Origin of the sequence: Methylobacterium sp. Leaf88 (assembly GCF_001422795.1) — a bacterium.
Classification (GTDB): Bacteria; Pseudomonadota; Alphaproteobacteria; order Rhizobiales; family Beijerinckiaceae; genus Methylobacterium.
Genome location: NZ_LMMK01000055.1, coordinates 71,441 through 91,641 on the forward strand (window position 1 = coordinate 71,441; position 20,201 = coordinate 91,641).

Genomic DNA, 20,201 nt, shown 5'->3' on the forward strand with positions numbered 1-20,201 from the left:
CTCGTGCCGATCGGCCCTCGGGTGCGACCGATCCGCGATCCGGACCGATCCCTGTTCTGAAGGAAGCTTGATGCTGCGTCTGTTCGCTATCGGCCTCGTCGCGGGCATTGCCGCGCTGTCGCCCGTTCTCGTCGGGGCGTCGCAGGCCCAGACCCTGCGCTTCGGCCTGATGGAGGACCCGGACGCCCTCGACCCGACGCTGGCCCGCACCTTCGCCGGCCGCATGGTCTTCGCTGCCCTGTGCGACAAGCTCGTGGATATCGGCCCCGACCTGAAGCCGGTGCCGCTGCTCGCCACCGGCTGGAGCCTGTCGGAGGACCAGAAGACCCTCACCATGACCCTGCGGCCCGGCGTGCTGTTCCACGACGGCGAGAAGCTCGACGCGGCGGCGGCCAAGTACAGCCTCGAGCGGCACATGAAGCTGCCCGGATCGCAGCGGCGCGGCGAGATCGCACCGATCGACCGGGTCGAGGTCGTCGACGACCTGACCTTCAAGATCCTCCTCAAGACGCCGTTCGCCCCCCTGATGGCGCAGTTCACCGACCGCGCCGGCATGATGGTCTCGCCCAAGGCCGCCGAGCGCCTGGGCGACAAGTTCTCCACCGCTCCCGTCTGCGCCGGGCCGTTCAAGTTCGTCGAGCGGGTGCCGCAGGACCGGATCGTGGTCGAGCGCTTCGACGATTACTGGAACAAGGACCAGATCCACCTTCAGCGCATCGAGTTCCGGCCGATCCCCGACGGCACCGTGCGTCTGACGAACCTCCGCGCCGGCCAGCTCGACCTGCTGGAGCGGCTGACCCCGACCGACCTGCCGCAGGTGAGCCGCGACCCGAAGCTCAAGATCGGCTCGACCATCGAGCTCGGCTTCCAGTCCATCGTGTTCAACCCGAACAGGGCGGGCTCGGCGGTGGCCGACCCGCGCGTGCGCGCCGCCTTCGACCTCGCCATCGACCGCAACGCCCTCAACCAGGTGGTGTTCAGCGGCGAGTTCCTGCCCGGCAACCAGTGGGTCTCGCCCAAGCACCCGGCCTACGTGCAGGCGTATCCGATCCCGAAGCGGGATGTGGCCAAGGCCAAGGCCCTGCTGGCGGAGGCCGGGGTGCCGAAGCCGAGCGTGACCCTCACGGTCTACGCCAACAACGAGGCGCCCCAGGTGGGCCAGGTCATCCAGGCGATGACCCGTGAGGCCGGCTTCGATGTGAAGCTCCAGGCCACCGACTTCACCACCGCGCTGGACGCCGCCGACAAGGGCAATTTCGACGCCTACCTCTATTCCTGGAGCGGCCGGCCCGATCCCGACGGCAACACCTTCAGCTTCCTCGCCTGCAAGACGCCCCTGAACTACGCCCGCTACTGCAACCCGGAGGCGGACGCGGCGCTCGGCGCCGAGCGTGCCACGGTCGATCCCGGCCAGCGCGCCGAGGCCTGGAAACAGCTCGCCGACCGGGTGATGGCCGACCGGCCGCTGATCTACCTGTTCCACCGCAAGCTGTTCTGGGCCTACAGCACCAAGCTCACCGGCTTCACGCCCTATCCCGACGGCCTCGTGCGCTTCACCGGCCTCACGCTCAACTGAGGCGGGGGCCCGGCCGATGCTGCGCTTTCTCGTCCAGCGCCTGGCGCTCGCGATCCCAACCCTGGTGATCGCCTCGATGATCATCTTCACCCTGCAGCAATTGCTGCCGGGCGACACCGCGACGGCCCTGTCCGGCGAGGAGCGCGACCCCGAGGTCATCGCCTTCATCCGGCAGAAGTACCACCTCGATCAGCCCCTGCCCGTGCGCTACGCCCTCTGGGCCGGCGGCGTGCTGCAGGGCGATCTCGGCGAGTCGATCCGCCTGCAGAAGCCGGTCCTCGACCTCGTCATCGAGAAGCTGCCGGTCACCCTCGAACTCGCCTGCCTCGCCATGCTGGTGGCGCTCGTCATCGGCGTGCCGATGGGGATCCTGTCGGCGGTCAAGCGCGGAACGGCTGCCGACACCCTGGCCAACGGCATCGCCCTCTGGGGCTTGTCGGTACCGAATTTCTGGCTCGGCATCCTGATGATCCTGCTGTTCTCCGTGCAGCTCGGCTGGCTCCCGGCGTCCGGCTACGTTTCGCCCTTCGAGAGCCTGTCCGAGAACCTGCGCTCCATGGCGATGCCGGCCTTCGTCCTCGGCAACGCCATCGCGGCGGTGATGATGCGCCACACCCGCGCGGCGATGCTGGGCGTGCTCGGCTCGGACTACGTCCGCACCGCCCGGGCCAAGGGCGTCTCGCCCCTGCGCCTGATCCTGCGCCACGCCCTGCCCAACGCCGCGATCCCGATCATCACCCTGGGCGCCCTCGAATTCGGGCAGCTTCTCTCCGGCGCGGTGCTCACCGAGCAGGTGTTTTCGGTGCCGGGCTTCGGCAAGCTGATGGTCGATGCGGTGTTCAACCGCGACTACGCCACCGTGCAGGGCGTCGTGATCTGCACCGCCACCACCTACGTCCTCCTCAACCTCGCGGCCGACCTCCTCGCGGCCTTCGTCAACCCGAAGCTGAGGCGCGCGTGAGCATGGGCGTTGTGCAGGAGCACCGCATCGCGGGGATATCGAGCGCGTCTCTCCTCCTCCTCGTGGGCAGGAGCAGGAGTTGGGGGTGGTTGGGTGACCCTCAGGCGGCGGAGGCTGACGGCGCCACCCTCGATCTTTCCCCACGAGGGGGAGGGAAGCGCGTGATCGCCTGGCAGGAACCGATCGACGGGAGTGGCGCCCGATGACCAAGGCCGCTATCGCCACGCCCGACATCGCCCTGCCGGCCGCCGAGCCCGCGCTCCGCGCCGAGCCGAGCCCGATCCACGAATTCTGGACGCGCTTGAAAGCGCGCCGCACCGCCATGGTGGGCCTCGTCATCGTGGTGGCGCTGATCTTGATGGCAATCTTCGCCGACGGGATCGCGCCCTACGATCCCATCGCCACCGATTGGGGCGCCATCCGCTCTCCGCCGAGCTGGGCGCATCCCTTCGGCACCGACGAGGTCGGGCATGACGTGCTCTCGCGCATCGTCTTCGGGGCGCGGGCCTCCCTCGGCGCCGGCCTGACCTCGGTGGCTCTCGCGGTGGCGCTCGGCCTGCCGTTCGGCCTGCTGGCCGGCTATGCCGGCGGCATGGTCGACCTGGCGATCATGCGCCTGACCGACGCCCTCCTGGCGATCCCGTTCCTGATTCTCGCCATCGCGCTCGCCGCCTTCCTCGGTCCGAGCCTGACCAACGCCATGGTGGCGATCGGCCTCTCGGCCACCTCGACCTTCGTGCGCCTGACCCGGGCGCAGGTGCAGGCGGTGGCGGCGGAGGAGTTCGTGGAGGCTGCCCGCGCCGTCGGCAACCCGCCCTGGCGGATCGCCATCCGCCACATCGTGCCCAACATCGTGCCGGCGATCCTGGTCCAGGCGACCCTGACCATCGCGGCGGCGATCATCGCCGAGGCCAGCCTGTCCTTCCTCGGCCTCGGCCAGCAGCCGCCCGAGCCGTCCTGGGGCTCGATGCTCAACGTCGCCAAGAACTTCCTCGAGCAGGCGCCCTGGATGGCGATCTGGCCCGGGGCCTCGATCTTCCTTGCGGTGCTGGCCTTCAACCTCCTCGGTGACGGCCTGCGCGATGCCCTCGACCCCCGGCAGAGGACCTGACCATGGTTCCGGAGAGCCCGAAGCCCCTGCTCGACGTCCGCGAACTCGGCGTCGCCTTCGACAGCGAGGGCGGCGCGGTCCACGCGGTCAACGGCGTGTCTTATGCGCTCAAGGAGGGCGAGACCCTCGGCATCGTCGGCGAATCCGGCTCGGGCAAGAGCGTGCACGTGCTGGCGATGCTGGGGCTGATCCCGCGCCCGCCCGGCCGCATCACCGGCGGGCAGGTGCTGTTCGCCGGCCGCGACCTCTTGCGCCTGCCGGAGCGCGACCTGCGGAAGGTGCGCGGCGGGCAGATCGGCTTCGTCTTCCAGGACCCGATGAGCTCCCTCAACCCCGGCATGACGGTGGCCGCGCAGATCATCGAGCCCCTGCGCATCCATCTCGGCCTCGACGGCCGGGCGGCGCGGGCCCGGGCCCGCGACCTCCTCGACCTCGTGCGCATCCCGAACGCCGGCGCCCGCCTCGACCAGTACCCGCACGAGTTCTCCGGCGGCCAGCGCCAGCGGGTGATGATCGCCATCGGGTTGTCGTGCCGCCCCAAGCTCCTCATCGCCGACGAGGCGACGACCGCCCTCGACGTCACCGTGCAGGCGGAGATCATCGGTCTGGTGCAGGAGCTCAAGCGCGAGATCGGCATGGCGATCATCTGGATCACCCACGATCTCGGCGTGGTGGCGGGCATCGCCGACACCGTGCAGGTCATGTATGCCGGCCGCATCCTCGAGCGGGGCCCGGTGGACGACCTCTTCCGCGATCCGCGCAGCGCCTACACCCTCGGGCTGCTGCGCTCGCTGCCCGACCTCAGCCGCGGCCGGGCCGGGCGCCGGCGCCTGCATCAGATCGAGGGCGCTCCCCCGGACATGCGCCATCCGCCGCCGGGCGACCCCTTCGCCGCGCGCAACGCGTACGCGACGTCGCGCTGCCTCACCGAGGCGCCGCCCCTGGTCCAGGCCCCCGGCGCCGCACCGGGCCACCTCGTGGCGGCGTGGTACGACCTGCCGGTGCGCCTCGCCGCCGAGGAAGCCGCACGATGAGGCCCGAGCCCGCCGACCGCTATCCGCTGCTCTCGGTGCGCAACCTGAGCAAGCACTACCCCTTGCGCAGCTGGTGGGGCGGCAAAAGCGCGGTGTTCCGGGCGGTCCAGGATGTCAGCTTCGACATCCGGCCGGGCGAAACGCTGGGCCTCGTGGGGGAATCCGGCTCGGGCAAGTCCACCATCGGCCGTGCCGTCACCATGCTGAACCCGCCGAGCGCCGGCACCGTCGCCTTCGAGGGCACCGACCTCGCCAAGCTCTCCGCCGGGGAGATGCGCCGGATGCGCGCTCGCATCCAGATGGTGTTCCAGGACCCCTACGCGGCCCTCAACCCGCGCATGAGCATCGGCGACTACGTGGCCGAGCCGTTCCGGCTGCACCGGCCCGGCATGGCCCGGGGCGAGCGCCGCGACGAGGTCGAGGGCTTGCTGGCCCGGGTCGGACTCGATCCGCGCTTCGCCCGGCGCTACCCGCACCAGTTCTCCGGCGGGCAGCGCCAGCGCATCTGCATCGCCCGCGCGATCGCGCTGAAACCCAGCTTCATCGTCGCCGACGAGCCGATCGCCGCCCTCGACGTCTCGATCCAGGCCCAGGTCGTCAACCTGCTGCAGGACCTGCAGGACGAGCTCGGCATCTCGTACCTGTTCATCTCCCACGACCTGCGCATGGTGCGCTACCTCTGCCAGCGCGTCGCCGTGCTCTGGCACGGCCGGGTGGTGGAACTCGCCGAGGCCGATGCCCTCTACGAGGATCCGCGCCATCCCTACACCCGGCGCCTCCTCAGCGCCGTGCCGGTGCCCAACCCCGTGGAGGAGCGCGCCCGCCTGCGCGCCGCCTCCCTCCTGCCCCCCGCCGATCCGGATGCCATCGGCGGCCTGGTCGAGGTCGCTCCCGGCCACTGGGTCGCCGACACCCGCTATTCCTGACCCCCAAGGACCCGACGCCGTGAGAGACTTCTCGAAACCGGGCCGCTCGCCCGTCTATGCCGCCAACGCCGCGGTCGCGACCTCCCATCCCCTCGCTTCGCTGGCCGCCATCGAGGTCCTGAAGGCCGGCGGCAACGCCGTCGACGCCGCCATCGCGGCGGTGGCGGTGCAGGGCGTGGTCGAGCCGGCCATGACCGGCATCGGCGGCGACTGCTTCGCCCTCTACGCGCCGAAGGGCGCCGCCGTGCCGGTCACGCTGAACGGCTCCGGCCGCAGCCCGGCCGCCGCGCACGACGCCTGGTACGTGGAGAACCAGGTGGCGATCGACGCGACCTCGCCGCACGCCGTCACGGTTCCGGGCGCCGTCGCGGCCTGGGCGCGGCTGCTCGCCGATCACGGCACCCGCACCTTGGGCGAGTTGCTGCAGCCGGCGATCCGCTACGCCGAGGAGGGCTATCCGGTGCAGCCGCGTGTCGCCTACGACTGGGCGCGCAACCGCGACAAGCTGCGGGCCGATCCCGGCTCGGCCGCCGCCTACCTCGTCGACGGCGAGGCGCCGAAGGTCGGCACGATCATGCGCCACCCGAAGCTCGGCGCCACCCTGCGGCGCATCGCCGAGCACGGCGCCCCCGGCTTCTACGAGGGCCCGGTGGCCGAGGACATGGTGCGCACCTTGCGCGAACTCGGCGGCCTGCACACGCTGGAGGATTTCGCCAACGCGGCGCCCGAATACGTGACGCCGATCTCGACCCGCTACCGGGGTTACGACGTCTACGAATGTCCCCCGAGCGGCCAGGGCCTCGCCGCCCTGATGATGCTGAACGTGCTGTCGCAGTACGACGTCGGCGCGCTGTCCGAACTGGACCGGGTCCACCTCTTCGCGGAAGCCTGCAAGCAGGCCTACCACCACCGCGACGCGCTCTTCGCCGATCCGGTCGTGAACGCCGTGCCGGTGGAGCACCTGCTCTCCCAGGCCTGGCAGGCGCGGGCGCACGGCGCCATCGACATGGCCCACGCGCAGGCGCCGGTGCTGTGGCCGGAGATCCGGCACACCGACACGGTCTACCTCTGCGTGGTCGACCGCGATGGCAACGCGATCTCGCTGATCAACTCGATCTTCCAGGGCTTCGGCAGCGGCATCACCGCGCCGGAGAGCGGCGTGCTGCTGCACAACCGCGGCTTCTCGTTCCGGGTCGAGCCCGGCCATCCCAACACCATCGCGCCCTCGAAGCGCCCGATGCACACCATCATCCCCGGCATGCTGATGCGCGACGGCGCCGTGGTGGCGCCCTTCGGCGTGATGGGCGGGCACTACCAGGCCATGGGCCATGTCGAGCTGCTCACGGGCATCATCGACCGGGGCCTCGACGTGCAGGAGGCCCTCGATGCCCCGCGCAGCTTCGCCTATGGCGGCGGGGTCGAGTTCGAGGCCGGCTTCGCTCCAGGGCTCGCCGAGGGGCTGGCCGCGCGCGGGCACGTCATGGTGCCGGCCCCGGTCCCGATCGGCGGCGGCCAGATCATCTGGATCGACCCGGCGACGGGCATGCGCGCCGCCGGATCCGATCCGCGCAAGGACGGCTGCGCCCTCGGCTACTGAACGTTCTTCCGGTCGATCGCGTCGATTGGACCGGTCGGGACAGGCCCCCTCTCCCATGGGGAGAGGGTTGGGGTGAGCGCCGTGCCCCATCCGCGGAAGTCACACACCTCGCCCTGTCCCTCTCCTTACAGAAGAGGGGATCCGCGCGCGAAGGGCGCCGGAGGAATCGACCGGAGAGGGTCTGAGGCGCGGGCATCCGGCTCACGGGTAGCGCACCGGGGCCGGCTGCTCGGGCAGGGGGATGAACTCGGTTTCCCCCGGCACGGTGTCGAAGCGGGCCTGGCGCCAATCCTCCTTGGCCTGCTCGATCCGCTCGGGCCGGGAGGAGACGAAGTTCCACCAGAGGTGGCGCGGGCCGTCCATCGGCTCGCCGCCCAGGACCATGAAGCGGGCGGTCTCGGTCGCCCGCACGCTGATCCGGTCGCCCGGCCGGAAGACGAGGAGCTGGCCCGGGCCGAACCCGTCCCCGGCGATGTCGATGGCGCCCGAGACCGTGTAGATGGCACGCTCGTCGTAGGTCGGGTCGAGGGGCAGCACCGCGCCAGCCTCGAGCTTCACGTCGGCATAGACCATCGGGCTCGAGGTCCGCACCGGCGATGTCGCCCCGAAGGCCTCGCCGGCGATCAACTGGACGGTCTTGCCCTCGCCGCCGAGGATCGGCAGCGCCTCGGCTTCGTAATGCTCGAAGGCCGGCGCGGTCTCCTCGTCCAGGCGGCTTAGCGCCACCCAGCTCTGGAGGCCGAACAGGGTCGAGCCGGTCCGGCGCAGGTCCGCCCCGGTGCGCTCGGAATGGGTGATGCCCCGCCCGGCCGTCATCCAGTTCAGCGCGCCCGGCCGGATCGGCAGCGCGGTGCCCAGGCTGTCCCGGTGCAGGATCTCCCCCTCGAACAGGTAGGTCACCGTCGACAGGCCGATATGCGGGTGGGGCCGCACGTCCATGCCCTGGCCGAGCAGGAACTCGGACGGGCCCATCTGGTCGAAGAAGATGAACGGGCCGACCATCCGGCACTCGGTCGACGGCAGGGCACGCCGGACCGCGAAGGAGCCGAGGTCCCGCGAGCGCGGCACGATCAGGGTCTTGATCGCGTCGCAGGTGAAGCGGTCGCCCGGGATCGGGTCCTCCGCACTGTGCCAGCTCATTCGATGTCCTCCCGTGTCATGGCCGCCAAGCCGGATCGTCCCGTTCCGACCGCCTCGCCCGGCAGGCGGCGCCGGCCCGCTCGCATCTGAAGGCCGGGGGAGGGGATGGGATTGTCGAATCCGGCTTCGCTTTGCACTTTCGCGCCGTGCCTCAGCGCTGGCGGGTCGCCGCCACGCCGATCTGGTCGGCCATGCGCACGAGGTCGGCCAGGGATCGGGCCTGCATCTTCTCCATCACCCGCCGCTTGTGGACCTTGGCGGTGATCTCGGTGATCCCGAGTTCGGCGGCGATCTGCTTGTTCATCAGGCCGCCGATGGCGCAGCGCATGACGTCTAGCTCGCGCGGGGTCAGGGCCTGCAGACGCTCGGCCAAAGCCTCCCGGGCGCGGCGGGCCTCCAGGGCCGCCGCATCGGCTTCGAGGGCCCGGTGCACGGCATCGAGCAGGACCTCGGCCACCACCGGCTTCGTCAGGAACTCCACCGCGCCGCCGCGCATCGCCCGCACCGTCATCGGGATGGTGCCGAAGCCAGTCAGGAAAATGATCGGCACGGTGCTGCCGGCCGAACGCAGGGCTTCCTGGACAGAGAGGCCGTTCTCCCCGGCAAGACGAACGTCGAGGAGGATGCATTCCGGTGCCGTCCGGACCCGTGTCGCGGCGAGTGCGGCAGCGTCTCCGTGGCCGACCGCAAGCAATCCGCTCGACCGGCACAGACGCATCAGCGCGCAACGCAGGGCCGGATCATCGTCGACGATGTGGACGGTCGCTTCGGACATCTTTCCAAGGAAAGCGAATACACTGGGCAAGCTTACAAGATACGCGCCAGCCAGGAGCATCTTCTGCGGATGAGGCACCTGCGTATCACGGGTGGCGCGTGATGCCGAGGACGCTGCCCAGGCAGTGTTCGAACTGCTCGGCGTCGAAGGGCTTGGCAAGGTAGGCGAAGGCGCCGGAGGCCAGCGCCCGCGCACGGCTCGACTCGCTCGGATAGGCCGTCATCACGATGACCGGCAGCGTCGGTCGGCGCAGGCGCAGGAGCCGCAGGAGGTCGAGACCGTTCAGGCCCGGCATCTGCACGTCCGTGACGACGACGGCGATCCCCGCATCGTCCGCCGCGTTCAGGAGCGGCTCGGCCCCGGCGAAGGAGGCGGGGGCGTAGCCGAGGGAGCGGGCGAGTCGCGACAGGGCCGAGCGGATCGCCGGGTCGTCGTCCACGATGGCGACGACGGGCGCCCGCGGGGCCGCGTTCCGGGTGGCGGAATCTCCGGCGGCGGGCTCAGCCATGGGCGGGTCCGGCGACCGGGAGGGTGAAGTGGAAGGCGGCCCCGCCCCCGGGCGCGGCATCGGCCCAGATGTCGCCGCCATGGGCATCGATGAGGTTGCGGCAGATGGCGAGGCCCATGCCCATCCCGCCCGCCCGGGTCGAGTGGAACGGCTCGAAGATGTGGGCGCGCCGCTCGGGCGCGATGCCGGGGCCGGTATCGGTGACGTCGACCGTCACCGCCTCGCCCGTGGCCCGGATCGTCACGGTGACGTCGCGCGGTCCGTCCCCCTCCGCCATCGCCTGGGCGGCGTTCAGGAGCAGGTTCACGAAGACCTGCTGCAGGCCGATCGCATCGGCGTCGATCCAGGGAATCGCGCCCTCGGCCGCGATGTGGACGGCGGCCCGGTGCAGGCGCAGTTCGCCCTCGACGAGCAGGTTCGCGTCGCGGGCCGCTTGGAGGAGGTCCACGGGGGCGGAGGCGCGCGGGGCGTTGCCGAGATAGGACCGGGTCCGGGCGATCACGTCGCGGGCGCGGGTCGCCTCGGTGACGACGTCGTCGAGGGCCGCCGCGGCCTCGCCGATATCCGGCACCGGGCGCCGCAGCCAGCGGGTGGCGGCCTGTGCGTTGGCCAGGATGGCCGCCAGGGGGGAATTGACCTCGTGGGCGATGGAGGCGCTGAGCGCCCCCACGGTGGTGATGCGGGAGGCGCGCGCGAGTTCGGTGTCGGCCCGGGCGAAGCGCTTCTGGGCCTGCTTGAAGGCCGTCACGTCGAGGGCCGTCACGACGATCTCGGAGAAGCCCGCCAGGTCCCGGGGCAGCATGGCGGTGAACAGCATGTCGATCTCGCTGCCGTCGGCGCGCACCACGTGGGCTTCCGAGCGGAAGAAGCGGTCGCCCCGGCCGAAGGCCACCAGCCACTGCACGAAGGTCTGGTCGGTGTCCGGCAGGAGGCGGTCCAGGGGACCCAGATAGGCGTCCTTCCCGGAGGCGCCCGTCTCCTCGACCGTGAAGCCGTTCACGTCGGTGACGATGACCTGCCGGCGCAGGGCGCGAAGCGCCTCCGGCCGGCTCGCGAAGTGGGACTCGATGTCCACCGTGCCGGCCCGGCGCAGGGCCATCACCGCTTCGCCCGCCGCCGTCCAGTCCTCGCGCCACATCGAGATGCCGGACCGCTCGAAGATGGCCTCCAGGCGCGTCTCGCCGATCCGGTACCGCTGCGCCTGTCGGGCCGCCACGGCGAGGGCCGCGCCCCCAGCGACGAGGGCGAGTGCGCCGAGGACGAGGGCGGGCGCCCCGCCCCGGGCCGCGGCGGCCCAGCCGGCGAGGCCGGCGAGGCCCATGGATGGCAGGATCAGCAGGGCCGCCGTGCCGATGGCCGTCGCCCGGGCCCGGCCCCGCCCCGGCGGCGCGGCCAGCATCCAGGCCGGAAGATCGTCGATGCCGATGGGACCGTCATGGGCCGAGGCGGAGGCGCGGCTGGGCCAGCGGGAGAAGACCTGGCGCGGCAGCGCCTGTCGCGAGTCCGTCGGGCGTGCAAACCGTTGCCGCGAGAAACCGTGCCGCATGCACCTCATCCACCGGGGTCCGACAGGATAGCGGGACCGCGCCCGGGGGTCTCCGATACACCTGTATAATGGCGCGCCCGACGCAAGAATTGCACGGTGCGGGCATGGATCTGCACCGGCACAGCGCCCACAAGTTTCCCAAGGCCGGCCTGCTTGCGACCTCCCGGGGCCGGCAGTGGCAGGGGGTCGCGGCGGAGCTGCGCTCGCATCCGGCCGGCGATCTGCCGGCGATCGTACCGACCCAGATGGAGATCACCCTGGCGACGCGCCGCGTTCCGGGGGCGCATGTCAGCCGCAAGGGCGCCGGTCTCCGCCAGCGGACGGCGGTCGAGGCGGGCACGATCTGGCTCTGCCCCGTCGGCGTCGGGGAGGACGACATCAACATTTCGGCCCCGTTGACCGAGATCCTGCACATCTACCTGCCGGCCGAGCGCTTCGCGGCCCTGGCGAACCTCTACGGGGATGCCCGCATCCGCGCCGACACCGTGCGCTACCTCGCCGATGTGCCGGATCCGCTGATCCGCCAGATCGGGCTGTCGATCCTCAGCGAACTCGTCCGGGAATCCTCGGCGGGCCGGATGATGGTGGAGGCTGCGGCCCTCGCCCTCACGGCCCGGGTGGCGCAGGCCTACGGCCACGACCGTCCGGACCGGGCCGATCCGGTCTGCGGCGACCACGATTGTCCCGAGCGCATCCAGCGGGCGATCGCCTTCATCCGCGACAACCTCGATCGCGACCTCGGCGTGACCGAACTCGCCGCCGCCGCCTGCCTCAGCCCGTTCCACTTCGCGCGCCTGTTCAAGCGCGTCACCGGCAAGACGCCCTACGGCTTCGTCAGCGCCGAGCGGCTGGCGCGCGCCCGCCGGCTCCTGGCCGAGCGCAAGCTGCCGCTGGTGGATGTCGCCCTCTCGTCCGGTTTCTCGAGCCAGGCCGCCTTCAGCACCGCCTTCAAGCGGGTGACGGGCTGCACGCCGGGGGAATACCGGCAGCTTGCGCCCTGAGGCGCCCGGCAAAGAGCAGGATCGCGTAACGGCCGAGCAAGTCTGCGAAAGACCGTTGCCCCGTCCCGCCGGCAGGGTGTCCTCACCCGAAGGTCTGCTGTGGAGACGAGGATGCATCGGTCAGCCGACACCCCTGCGGCCCGGCTCGCGATTCCGCCGCTGCCGCGCCGCCGGCGGCCCGCCCTGGAGCCCGGCCAGCGCCCGCGCGCGGTCGAACCCCCGCGGGAGCCCGGTCCCGAACCCGTTCGCACGACCCGGTCGCCGGATGCGGAGACGGACGGCATCGTGGTCTCGGAGCTCCCTGCCGTCGGGCGAACGACGGCACCGCAGCCGCAGACCTACGGCGAGGGGCTCCTGATCCGCGTGCAGCGGGCCGATGACGGGGGCTGGCCGGCGGGCGGTCCCCTCCGACCCGCCCCCGAGCGCATCTGCGCCAGCGCCGTCACGCTCCTCGATCGCCGCATCAGGCCCCCAACCAACGATCGGGGCGTCGCGGTGCAGATCTGGCTGTCGCGCCGGATCCTCGTCGAGGTGGCCGCGAGCATGGGCCTCGGGGACATCGATCCGCTCGAGGCTCTGAAGCCGGTCGACGGCAGGGTCCTGGTCGACCCGACGATCCATGACCTCGCCGCCAGCGCCGCCGCTACGCTCGATCGGCCGGATCGCGGCGCGGCCGTGTTTCGCCTGCAGATCGGCCGGGCCATCGGGGCGCATCTGATCGGCCTCCATGCCGATCCGGGCCTCGCCGCGGAGCCGGCCCGGGGCGGGCTCGCCCCCTGGCAGCTGCGCCGCGCCCAGGACCGCCTGCGCGCAGGGCTGGGCGACACGCCGAGCCTGCAGGCGATCGCGGTGGCGTGCGGCCTCTCCGTGAGCCACTTCGCCCGGGCGTTCCGCCAGTCCCTCGGGGTTTCGCCCCATGTCTGGCTCGTCCGTCAGCGCATCGCCCGGGCCAAGACCCTGATGCGGGGGCCCGGCCCGTCGCTGGCCGAGATCGCGCTCGCCTGCGGGTTCGCCGACCAGAGCCATTTCACCCGCGTCTTCGCCCGCGAGGCGGGTGTGAGCCCCGGGCGCTGGCGTCGGATGGTCGAGCCGGAGGAGCCGGGCGTGGATCCCCGAAAGATCTCGGCGTGACAGGGCATCGGCGTGACCGCGCCTTAATGTGGAGGCGCCCTGGTGCGCGCGGGCCGACGGCTCCATGATCGCGGAATCACCGGCCGGTCCCGGCACGCCGGACCCGGCTCGGACGGCGACAGCAGGCAGCGAGGCGCGGCCATGAACAGTCCCCTGCACCAGGACGAGACCCGTCGCTTCGCACGGGCCCAGCTGCGCGGGGAGATGCTCGATTGGCTCCTGGCGGGAACCCGGGGGGAGCGCTTCCTCGACGATATCTTCGTGGCATTCTGCCGGCGCCTGCGCGAAGCCGGGATCCCGGTGGCGCGGGGCACGATCCACCTGCGGACGCATCATCCCCTGTGGCTCGGAACCCGCATCCTCTGGCGGACCGGCCTTGAGGCGGCTGCGTTGCAGAACTTCGAGTACGGCATCGTCGAGACCGACCAGTTCAAGCTGAGCCCGGCCGCCGAGATCTTCAACGGCGCGGAGCGGGTCCGGAAGCGCCTGGAAGAGCCGGCGCAGCCGGCGACGGATTACGGGATCTACCGCGACCTGCGCGCGGAGGGCCTGACCGACTACGTCGCCTGGCCGCTGCACTACACCCTCGGCAAGAGCCACATCGTCACCTTCTCGGCCGATCGGCCCGGCGGGTTCGCGCCCGACGACCTCGATCTCCTGGCTTCGCTCCTGCCGGCCCTGTCGGTGGTCACGGAGGTCCGGCACAAGAACCGCCTGACCCGCCTGCTCCTCGACACCTATGTCGGACCGCATGCCAGCGAGATGATCCTCAACGGGGCGACCCGGCGCGGCAGCGGCGTCACCGTGGAGGCTGCCATCATGGTGATCGACCTGCGCGGCTTCACCGAGATCTCTGAGCTGTGGCCGCGGGACGACGTCATCGCCCTGCTGAACGACTACTTCGACGCGATCTCCCTGCCGATCGAGCGGCACGGGGGCGAGATCCTGAAATTCATGGGCGACGGCCTGCTGGCGATCTTCCACCTCGACACGCCGGCCGCCTGCACCGCCGCGCAATCCGCCGCCCTGGAGGCGCGCGCCGCCATGCGGGCGCTGAACGCGGCGCGGGCCGAGCGCGGGCAGCCGCGCCTCGGCTACGGCATCGGCGTCAATGTCGGCGCGGTGATGTACGGCAACATCGGCTCGCGCTCGCGCCTGGACTTCACGATCATCGGGCCCGCCGTGAACGTGGCGGCTCGGCTGGAAAGCCTGACCAAGGTCCTCGACGTCAGCGTGCTGTTCTCGGGCGCCTTCGCGGCCCGCTCGAGCGACGGACACCATCTCGTGCCCCTCGGGACCTTTCCCCTGCGCGGCGTCGGCGATCCCCTGGAGGTGCTGGCCTTCCCGGACGACGCCGAGGCCGGTGCGTGACGCCGCGGCCGGCGCGCTGAACCGAGGCGCTACCCGAAACCGCAGGACCCCGGAACGGGAAAGGCCAGCCTCGCGGCTGGCCTTCGGGATGGTCGAAGCGGGATCGACGCCGCCGCTTACTCCGCGGCGGTCATCTCGGGCGCGAAGTGGCCGCACCAGTCGGCCGAGCCGACCACCGGCCACAGGCCGTGATCCGACGGACCCGGCTGGCTCACCGGCGGATTGAACCGGCACAGGCCCTCGTCGGCCGCCGCGGCGGCGCCGTTGACCTTGTGCTCGTCGAAGAACTTGCAGCTCTCGCACTTCGCGTTCGCCATGTCGGTGATCTCCATCCTGCGCGGCGTGCCGCCGCTGCTACATACGAATTAGAACAGATCCAATGTAAGCGTCAACCGTCTTGTCGGGGGGCGGTTCCCCGGTCGCGTCGCAGGATCGGGGATCGGAGCCTTGGGACACGCTGCCCCCGTCGTCTCGGGGGCAGCGGAGCGTATTCCGGTCGGTCGCGCTTTGCCCTATCAGGCCTTCATGTCCCCCACGCCCGTCGCACCCGACGACATCGCCCACGTCATCCAGATCGCCCTCGCGCCCGCGTTCCTGCTGACGGCGCTCGCGACCCTGCTCAACGTCTTCTCGACGCGCCTCGGCCGCGTCGCCGACAAGGTCGATGCGGCGGCTGCCGGTCTGCGGACCGCCGACCCGCACGAGGCCGTCCGCCTCTCCCGGCAATTGTCGTATCTGCGGCGGCGCTCCTTCATGCTGGACGGCGCCGTGGTCCTGGCCTCCACCGGCGCGGTCATGACCGGTATCGCCGTTCTCACCCTGTTCGTCGGGGCCCTGCGCGATGCCGCGACCGCCTCGATCCTGTTCGCCTGCTTCGGCGTGGCGCTGGTCTGCACCGTGGTCGCGGTCTGCGCCTTCCTGGTCGAGATCCTGATGGCCGGGCGCGGCATCCGGGACGAGGTCGACCGCCAGCAGGAGCATGCGGGGGAACGCGGCGCATCCTGAGCCGCGCGCGGGCCGGCCTCGCGGGGGACGAGGGGCTGGCGTGCGTGCGGGCGGTCTCGATCAACGGGCCGCACCCTGATACGCGCCAGTCCGCCGGCAGGGATGGGACGAGGTCCGATGAGCGTCGAGACAATGAAGGCGGATGTGGTCGTCATCGGCGGCGGCATGGTCGGGCTCGCCTCGGCGATTGCCCTGCGGGACCGGGGCCTCGACGTCCTGCTCTGCGATCCCGGGGAGGCGCGTGCCCAAACCTCCTACGGCAATGCCGGCGTGATCAGCCGGGGCTCGATCTTTCCGATGTCGAGCCCGGCCCTCTGGGCCAAGCTGCCGACCTACCTGCGCAACGCCGACCGGGGCCTGCGCCTGCGCCACACCCACGTCGCCCGCGTGCTGCCCTGGACGGCGCATTTCCTGGCCTCCGCCCGAACCTCCGCCTGGGAGCGGGCCGCCGCGTCCCTGCTGCCCCTGACCAGCGCGGCGCTGCCCGCGCATCTCGCCCTGGCCGAGCGGGCGGGCGCCGGCCACCTGTTGCGCCGCTGCGGCTGGATCAAGCTCTACCGGACGCACGCCGCCTTCGCCGGCGCGGCCCTGGAGCGGGCGATCCTGGGCCGGCACGGCGTCTCCTTCGAGATCCTCGACCCGGACGACATCCGCGCCATGGAGCCGGCCCTGATCCGGGCCTATGCCCACGGCATGCTCCTGCCGGAGACCGGCGCCGTGAGCGATCCGGGCGGGCTGCTGGAAGCCTATCAACACCTCTATCTCGGGCTCGGCGGACGAACACTGAGGATGGTTACGACGCACCTCGAGCCCGAGGGGGAGGGCTGGTGCATCCGCCACGACGGCGGCACTGTGCGGGCCCGCCAGGTCGTCCTGGCCGCGGGCGCCGCCTCCGGCGAGATCGCCCGCGGCCTCGGCTACCGCTTCGCCTTCGCGGCGGAGCGCGGCTACCACGCCCACTACGCCCTGCATCCCGACAGCCCGCCGCTGACCCGCCCGGTGCTCGACACCGGCGCCGGCTCGATCATCGCCCCGATGGGGGAGGGGCGCGTGCGCGTCCTCTCCGGCGTCGAGCTCAATGCCCGCGAGGCTCCCCCCGACTACGTCCAGATCGAGGCCGCTGCGCAGGAGGCGGGCGGAACGCTGCGCCTGGGCGCGAGCCTCGACAACCGCCCCTGGATGGGCGCGCGCCCCTCGACCCCGGACGGCCTGCCGGTGATCGGCCCGGCACCCCGGCATCGCGGCCTGATCTTCGCGTTCGGCCACGGCCATATCGGCCTGTCCACGGGGCCGATCACGGGGCGCCTGGTGGCCGATCTCGCCACCGGCGCCGCGCCCGCCGTTCCGGTGGCGCCCTTCGCGCCACAGCGCCTCCTCGGCTGGCCGCGGTGGAACCCGGTTCGGGCGCGCGAACGCGCGGATTGACGCCTCCCGCCGGAGGCGCCATGCCGGGGGGCCGCACCACTCCCTCGTCCGAGGACATCCGTCTCCATGCGCCTGAGCGTTCGCCTCGACGGGGGCATGTGCCGCCGTTGGCACCTCCGGCTGATCGAACGCCTCCTGCGCCGCCCCGGGCTCTCGGTGTCCCTCGACCTGTCGCCGGGACCGGGCGCGCTGCCGCCCAACGCCGCGCTGCTGTTCCGGCTCGAGGCGATGCTGCGAAGGCTGCCGCGCAACGGGCCGGCCCTGCGGGTCGAACGCGCGGACCTCCTGGCCGGTGCCGCCCCGGCCGACCGAATGCCCGACCTCGTCCTCGACCTCTGCGGCGACGCGGCGGGTCCGCCGGGCGTGCCGGTCTGGCGCCTCGCCTTCGACGGGGCCTGCGGCGAGGCGGCCCTGCTCGCCTCGCTGATGGCCGGGCGCCCGCCCGTGGTCAGCCTGACCGAGGACGGGCGGATCGTCGCCTCCGGCCGGGTTGGAACCGAGGCGCGGGGCATCATGCTCACCGCCTTCGAGGATGCTCTCGTTCGGACCGCGAGCCTGATCCTGGCCGCCCTCGGCGGAGCGGGGCCGCGGCTCGCGCCCGAGGGTGTCCCGATCCCGGGCCCGGCGCCGACGGGCTTCACGGCGGCCGCCCTCACGGCCCGGGCCACCCGCACCTGTGCCCGGATGGCCGCCCGCCGGCTCTACGCCCTCTGCACCTGGGCGCCCCATTGGCGGGTCGGCTGGCGCCGGCTCGCCGGTCCCGACCTCATCGACCTCCAGGCCCATCCGGAGACCGGCTGGCACACGCTTCCGGACGACGGGCGCCGCTTCTACGCCGATCCGTTCCCGATCGCCGATGCCGCCGGCACGGTGCTGTTCGTGGAGGATTACAGCCACGTCCTGCAGAAGGGCGTGATCTCGGCCGTGCGCTTCGGCGCTGACGGCCCCCTCGGGACACCGGTGCCGGTGCTGGAGGCCGCCCACCACCTCTCCTATCCGTTCATCTTCGCGGAGGGCGGTGCCTACTGGATGGTGCCCGAGAGCGGCGCCACCGGAACCCTCGATCTCTACCGCGCCACCGCCTTCCCCGGCGGCTGGGTCAAGGAGGCGACCCTGATCTCCGGCCTGAATGCCAGCGATCCGACTCTTCTCCGGCACGACGGCCGCTGGTGGCTGTTCGCGACGGTGCGCGACGACGGCGAGCATGACGGCCCCTTCGCCGCCTGGGGATCGTATTCCGACAGCCTGCACCTCTGGTCCGCGCCGGATTTCCGCGGGCCGTGGACCGCGCATCCCGGAAATCCGGTGCTGATCGACATCGCCGCCGCCCGGTCCGGCGGCCGCATCGTCGCCCGGGACGGTGCCCTGTTCCGGCCGGTGCAGGATTGCCGCGACGGCTATGGCGTGGCGCTCGGCCTCGCGCGGATCCGGCGCCTCGACGCGGCGGGCTACGCCCAGAGCGTGGAGATGATCCTGCGCGCGGGGCCGCGCTTCCCGGGCACGGGCCTGCACACCCTCAACCGGACGCCGCATTTCGAATTCATCGACGGGGCCGGACGCGTCCGCCGGCGCTTCCGCGGCGGGGCGGGCGGCGCCTCCGAAACCTGACGTTTCGCAGCCACTTACGTCATCACGGACATTTTAATCCCGCCCCAGGAACAATCATCGGCGCGCACGCTTGTGCCACCGCTGGTGGGGGCAAGGAATCCGGTCCCCTGCGAGCCCGACCTCACATCGTCCTGCTCGAACGTCCGGAAGGGCCCCTCATGGCCGAGCCGCTCTCCTCCCGCACCGCTCCGATGCGAAACCCGTCGGCCCGTGTCCTGCGGGGGCTCGATGCGCTCAACTTCTTCCTCGCCGACGTCCGCGATGGGCTCGGTCCCTACCTGGCGATCTACCTGATCGCCGTGCGGGGGCCGGACCAGGGCTGGAACGAGGCCACCACCGGCCTCGTCATGACCATCGCGGGCATCGCCGGCCTCATCGCCCAGACGCCAGCCGGGGCGCTGATCGACCGGACCAATCACAAGCGCGCCATCGTCATCGCGGCGGCCGTCGCAGTCACGCTGAGCTGCCTCGTCCTGCCATTCATCACGAACTTCTACGTGGTGGCCGCCACGCAATCGGTGGCCGGCATCGCCGGGGCGATCTTCCCGCCGGCGCTGGCCGCCATCACCCTCGGCGTCGTCGGCCCGAAGCTGTTCGCCAAGCGCATCGGCCGCAACGAGGGCTTCAACCATGCGGGCAACGCCGCTTCGGCGGCGATCGCCGGCGGCACCGCCTACTTCTTCGGACCGATCGTGGTGTTCTGGCTGATGGCGCTGCTCGCCGTGTGCAGCATCGGCGCCATGCTGATGGTGCCCTCCGATTCCATCGACGACGATCTCGCCCGCGGTCTCGACCAGACCGAGACGCAGGCCCGGACCGAGGGCGAGGAGGAACCGTCGGGCCTCACCGCGCTCCTGAAGAACAAGTACCTGCTGCTCTTCGCGGTGCTGGCCGCGCTGTTCCACCTCTCGAACGCCGCGATGCTCACCTCGGTGGGGCAACTGCTCACGAAGCTCTCCGGCAAGGACAACGCCACGTCGCTGATCGCGATCTGCATCGTGGCCGCGCAGCTGGTGATGGTGCCGGTGGCGGTGTTCGTCGGCGCCAAGGCCGATGCGATCGGGCGCAAGCCGATCTTCCTCGCGGCCTTCGGCGTCCTGGCGATCCGGGGCGTGCTCTACACCCTGTCGGACAACCCGTTCTATCTCGTGGGCGTCCAGCTCCTCGACGGCGTCGGCGCCGGCATCTACGGCGCCCTCTTCCCCGTCATCGTCGCCGACCTGACCCGGGGCACGGGCCGGTTCAACGTCTCCCAGGGGGCCGTCGCCACGGCCCAGAGCCTGGGCGCGGCGCTGAGCGCGACCCTCGCCGGCCTGATCATCGTGTCGGCGGGCTACTCGACCGCGTTCCTGTCCCTGGCCGCCATCGCGGGCCTGGGCTTCGCCCTCTACCTCTTCGCGATGCCGGAGACGCGCGGCTACGAGCCCGGCCGCTCCGGTGCCGACGGTGGCGGCCTGACGCCCGTCCCCGCGCCGGCGGCCTGACC

At 71.7% G+C, this 20,201-nt stretch carries 18 protein-coding genes; 13 read left to right on the forward strand and 5 right to left on the reverse strand.

What is annotated here, in order from left to right; translation table 11 throughout:
- Positions 1-70: 70 nt before the first annotated feature.
- The 6 genes from ASF20_RS21925 (at position 71) to ASF20_RS21955 (ending at position 7,205) form a co-directional block, all read left to right on the forward strand.
- Entirely contained in the window at positions 71-1,576 is a 1,506-nt protein-coding gene (locus ASF20_RS21925) for an ABC transporter substrate-binding protein (RefSeq protein WP_056277970.1), read from the forward strand.
- Positions 1,577-1,592: 16 nt separating this feature from the next.
- On the forward strand, positions 1,593-2,537 hold the full coding sequence (locus ASF20_RS21930; RefSeq protein ID WP_056277975.1) for an ABC transporter permease: 945 nt from the start codon (positions 1,593-1,595) through the stop codon (positions 2,535-2,537).
- A gap of 280 nt (positions 2,538-2,817) precedes the next feature.
- The gene (locus ASF20_RS21940; RefSeq protein WP_280136515.1) at positions 2,818-3,648 is read left to right on the forward strand and encodes an ABC transporter permease; all 831 of its coding nucleotides are present in this window, start codon (positions 2,818-2,820) and stop codon (positions 3,646-3,648) included.
- Between the two features lie 2 nt (positions 3,649-3,650).
- Complete coding sequence (locus ASF20_RS21945; RefSeq protein ID WP_056277985.1) at positions 3,651-4,682, forward strand: ABC transporter ATP-binding protein; 1,032 nt, start codon at positions 3,651-3,653, stop codon at positions 4,680-4,682.
- On the forward strand, positions 4,679-5,608 hold the full coding sequence (locus ASF20_RS21950) for an ATP-binding cassette domain-containing protein (protein WP_056277990.1): 930 nt from the start codon (positions 4,679-4,681) through the stop codon (positions 5,606-5,608). Before ASF20_RS21945 ends, ASF20_RS21950 begins: the two co-directional genes overlap by 4 nt.
- Before the next feature lie 19 nt (positions 5,609-5,627).
- Entirely contained in the window at positions 5,628-7,205 is a 1,578-nt protein-coding gene (locus ASF20_RS21955; protein WP_056277993.1) for a gamma-glutamyltransferase family protein, read from the forward strand.
- A gap of 201 nt (positions 7,206-7,406) precedes the next feature.
- On the opposite strand, the gene ASF20_RS21960 is transcribed toward ASF20_RS21955, so the two are convergent.
- The 4 genes from ASF20_RS21960 to ASF20_RS21975 form a co-directional block, all read right to left on the reverse strand.
- Positions 7,407-8,345 (reverse strand): pirin family protein, encoded by a 939-nt coding sequence (locus ASF20_RS21960; protein ID WP_056277995.1) that lies wholly within the window; start codon positions 8,343-8,345, stop codon positions 7,407-7,409.
- A gap of 151 nt (positions 8,346-8,496) precedes the next feature.
- Positions 8,497-9,120, reverse strand: a complete 624-nt coding sequence (locus ASF20_RS21965; protein ID WP_056212301.1) for a response regulator — start codon at positions 9,118-9,120, stop codon at positions 8,497-8,499.
- An 85-nt stretch (positions 9,121-9,205) separates the two neighbouring features.
- Complete coding sequence (locus tag ASF20_RS21970) at positions 9,206-9,628, reverse strand: response regulator (protein WP_056212298.1); 423 nt, start codon at positions 9,626-9,628, stop codon at positions 9,206-9,208.
- Positions 9,621-11,174, reverse strand: coding sequence for an ATP-binding protein (locus ASF20_RS21975; RefSeq protein WP_056277998.1), 1,554 nt, complete (start codon positions 11,172-11,174; stop codon positions 9,621-9,623). Before ASF20_RS21975 ends, ASF20_RS21970 begins: the two co-directional genes overlap by 8 nt.
- 104 nt (positions 11,175-11,278) lie before the next feature.
- Between ASF20_RS21975 and ASF20_RS21980 the strand changes: the two genes are divergently transcribed.
- The 3 genes from ASF20_RS21980 to ASF20_RS21990 all read left to right on the forward strand — a co-directional run bounded on the left by ASF20_RS21980 (position 11,279) and on the right by ASF20_RS21990 (position 14,677).
- Positions 11,279-12,175, forward strand: coding sequence for an AraC family transcriptional regulator (locus ASF20_RS21980; RefSeq protein WP_056278001.1), 897 nt, complete (start codon positions 11,279-11,281; stop codon positions 12,173-12,175).
- Positions 12,176-12,286: 111 nt separating this feature from the next.
- Positions 12,287-13,306: an AraC family transcriptional regulator gene (locus ASF20_RS25180; RefSeq protein WP_056278004.1), complete on the forward strand. Its 1,020-nt coding sequence runs from the start codon at positions 12,287-12,289 to the stop codon at positions 13,304-13,306.
- A gap of 204 nt (positions 13,307-13,510) precedes the next feature.
- Complete coding sequence (locus tag ASF20_RS21990) at positions 13,511-14,677, forward strand: adenylate/guanylate cyclase domain-containing protein (RefSeq protein ID WP_244476532.1); 1,167 nt, start codon at positions 13,511-13,513, stop codon at positions 14,675-14,677.
- 116 nt (positions 14,678-14,793) lie between these two features.
- Here ASF20_RS21990 and ASF20_RS21995 read toward each other — a convergent pair whose 3' ends face one another.
- A complete protein-coding gene (locus tag ASF20_RS21995) occupies positions 14,794-14,994 on the reverse strand; it encodes a hypothetical protein (RefSeq protein WP_056278476.1) in 201 nt (66 codons plus the stop codon).
- A 208-nt stretch (positions 14,995-15,202) separates the two neighbouring features.
- Between ASF20_RS21995 and ASF20_RS22000 the strand changes: the two genes are divergently transcribed.
- The 4 genes from ASF20_RS22000 to ASF20_RS22015 all read left to right on the forward strand — a co-directional run bounded on the left by ASF20_RS22000 (position 15,203) and on the right by ASF20_RS22015 (position 20,199).
- Positions 15,203-15,682: a DUF2721 domain-containing protein gene (locus ASF20_RS22000; RefSeq protein ID WP_056278481.1), complete on the forward strand. Its 480-nt coding sequence runs from the start codon at positions 15,203-15,205 to the stop codon at positions 15,680-15,682.
- Between the two features lie 117 nt (positions 15,683-15,799).
- Positions 15,800-17,107, forward strand: coding sequence for an FAD-binding oxidoreductase (locus ASF20_RS22005; RefSeq protein ID WP_056278011.1), 1,308 nt, complete (start codon positions 15,800-15,802; stop codon positions 17,105-17,107).
- A gap of 66 nt (positions 17,108-17,173) precedes the next feature.
- On the forward strand, positions 17,174-18,715 hold the full coding sequence (locus tag ASF20_RS22010) for a hypothetical protein (protein WP_056278014.1): 1,542 nt from the start codon (positions 17,174-17,176) through the stop codon (positions 18,713-18,715).
- Between the two features lie 158 nt (positions 18,716-18,873).
- On the forward strand, positions 18,874-20,199 hold the full coding sequence (locus ASF20_RS22015) for an MFS transporter (RefSeq protein ID WP_056212282.1): 1,326 nt from the start codon (positions 18,874-18,876) through the stop codon (positions 20,197-20,199).
- Positions 20,200-20,201 lie beyond the last annotated feature (2 nt).

Excerpts from the sequence above, each read along its gene's own strand:
- ASF20_RS21995 (WP_056278476.1), bottom strand. The coding sequence starts at position 14,994 with ATGGCGAACGCGAAGTGCGAGAGCTGCAAGTTCTTCGACGAGCACAAG.
- ASF20_RS25180 (WP_056278004.1), top strand. The coding sequence starts at position 12,287 with ATGCATCGGTCAGCCGACACCCCTGCGGCCCGGCTCGCGATTCCGCCG.
- ASF20_RS21960 (WP_056277995.1), bottom strand. The coding sequence starts at position 8,345 with ATGAGCTGGCACAGTGCGGAGGACCCGATCCCGGGCGACCGCTTCACC.
- ASF20_RS21945 (WP_056277985.1), top strand. The coding sequence starts at position 3,651 with ATGGTTCCGGAGAGCCCGAAGCCCCTGCTCGACGTCCGCGAACTCGGC.
- ASF20_RS21980 (WP_056278001.1), top strand. The coding sequence starts at position 11,279 with ATGGATCTGCACCGGCACAGCGCCCACAAGTTTCCCAAGGCCGGCCTG.
- ASF20_RS21990 (WP_244476532.1), top strand. The coding sequence starts at position 13,511 with ATGCTCGATTGGCTCCTGGCGGGAACCCGGGGGGAGCGCTTCCTCGAC.
- ASF20_RS21970 (WP_056212298.1), bottom strand. The coding sequence starts at position 9,628 with ATGGCTGAGCCCGCCGCCGGAGATTCCGCCACCCGGAACGCGGCCCCG.
- ASF20_RS22000 (WP_056278481.1), top strand. The coding sequence starts at position 15,203 with ATGTCCCCCACGCCCGTCGCACCCGACGACATCGCCCACGTCATCCAG.
- ASF20_RS21950 (WP_056277990.1), top strand. The coding sequence starts at position 4,679 with ATGAGGCCCGAGCCCGCCGACCGCTATCCGCTGCTCTCGGTGCGCAAC.
- ASF20_RS21975 (WP_056277998.1), bottom strand. The coding sequence starts at position 11,174 with ATGCGGCACGGTTTCTCGCGGCAACGGTTTGCACGCCCGACGGACTCG.
- ASF20_RS21925 (WP_056277970.1), top strand. The coding sequence starts at position 71 with ATGCTGCGTCTGTTCGCTATCGGCCTCGTCGCGGGCATTGCCGCGCTG.
- ASF20_RS21965 (WP_056212301.1), bottom strand. The coding sequence starts at position 9,120 with ATGTCCGAAGCGACCGTCCACATCGTCGACGATGATCCGGCCCTGCGT.
- ASF20_RS22015 (WP_056212282.1), top strand. The coding sequence starts at position 18,874 with ATGGCCGAGCCGCTCTCCTCCCGCACCGCTCCGATGCGAAACCCGTCG.
- ASF20_RS21930 (WP_056277975.1), top strand. The coding sequence starts at position 1,593 with ATGCTGCGCTTTCTCGTCCAGCGCCTGGCGCTCGCGATCCCAACCCTG.
- ASF20_RS22005 (WP_056278011.1), top strand. The coding sequence starts at position 15,800 with ATGAGCGTCGAGACAATGAAGGCGGATGTGGTCGTCATCGGCGGCGGC.
- ASF20_RS22010 (WP_056278014.1), top strand. The coding sequence starts at position 17,174 with ATGCGCCTGAGCGTTCGCCTCGACGGGGGCATGTGCCGCCGTTGGCAC.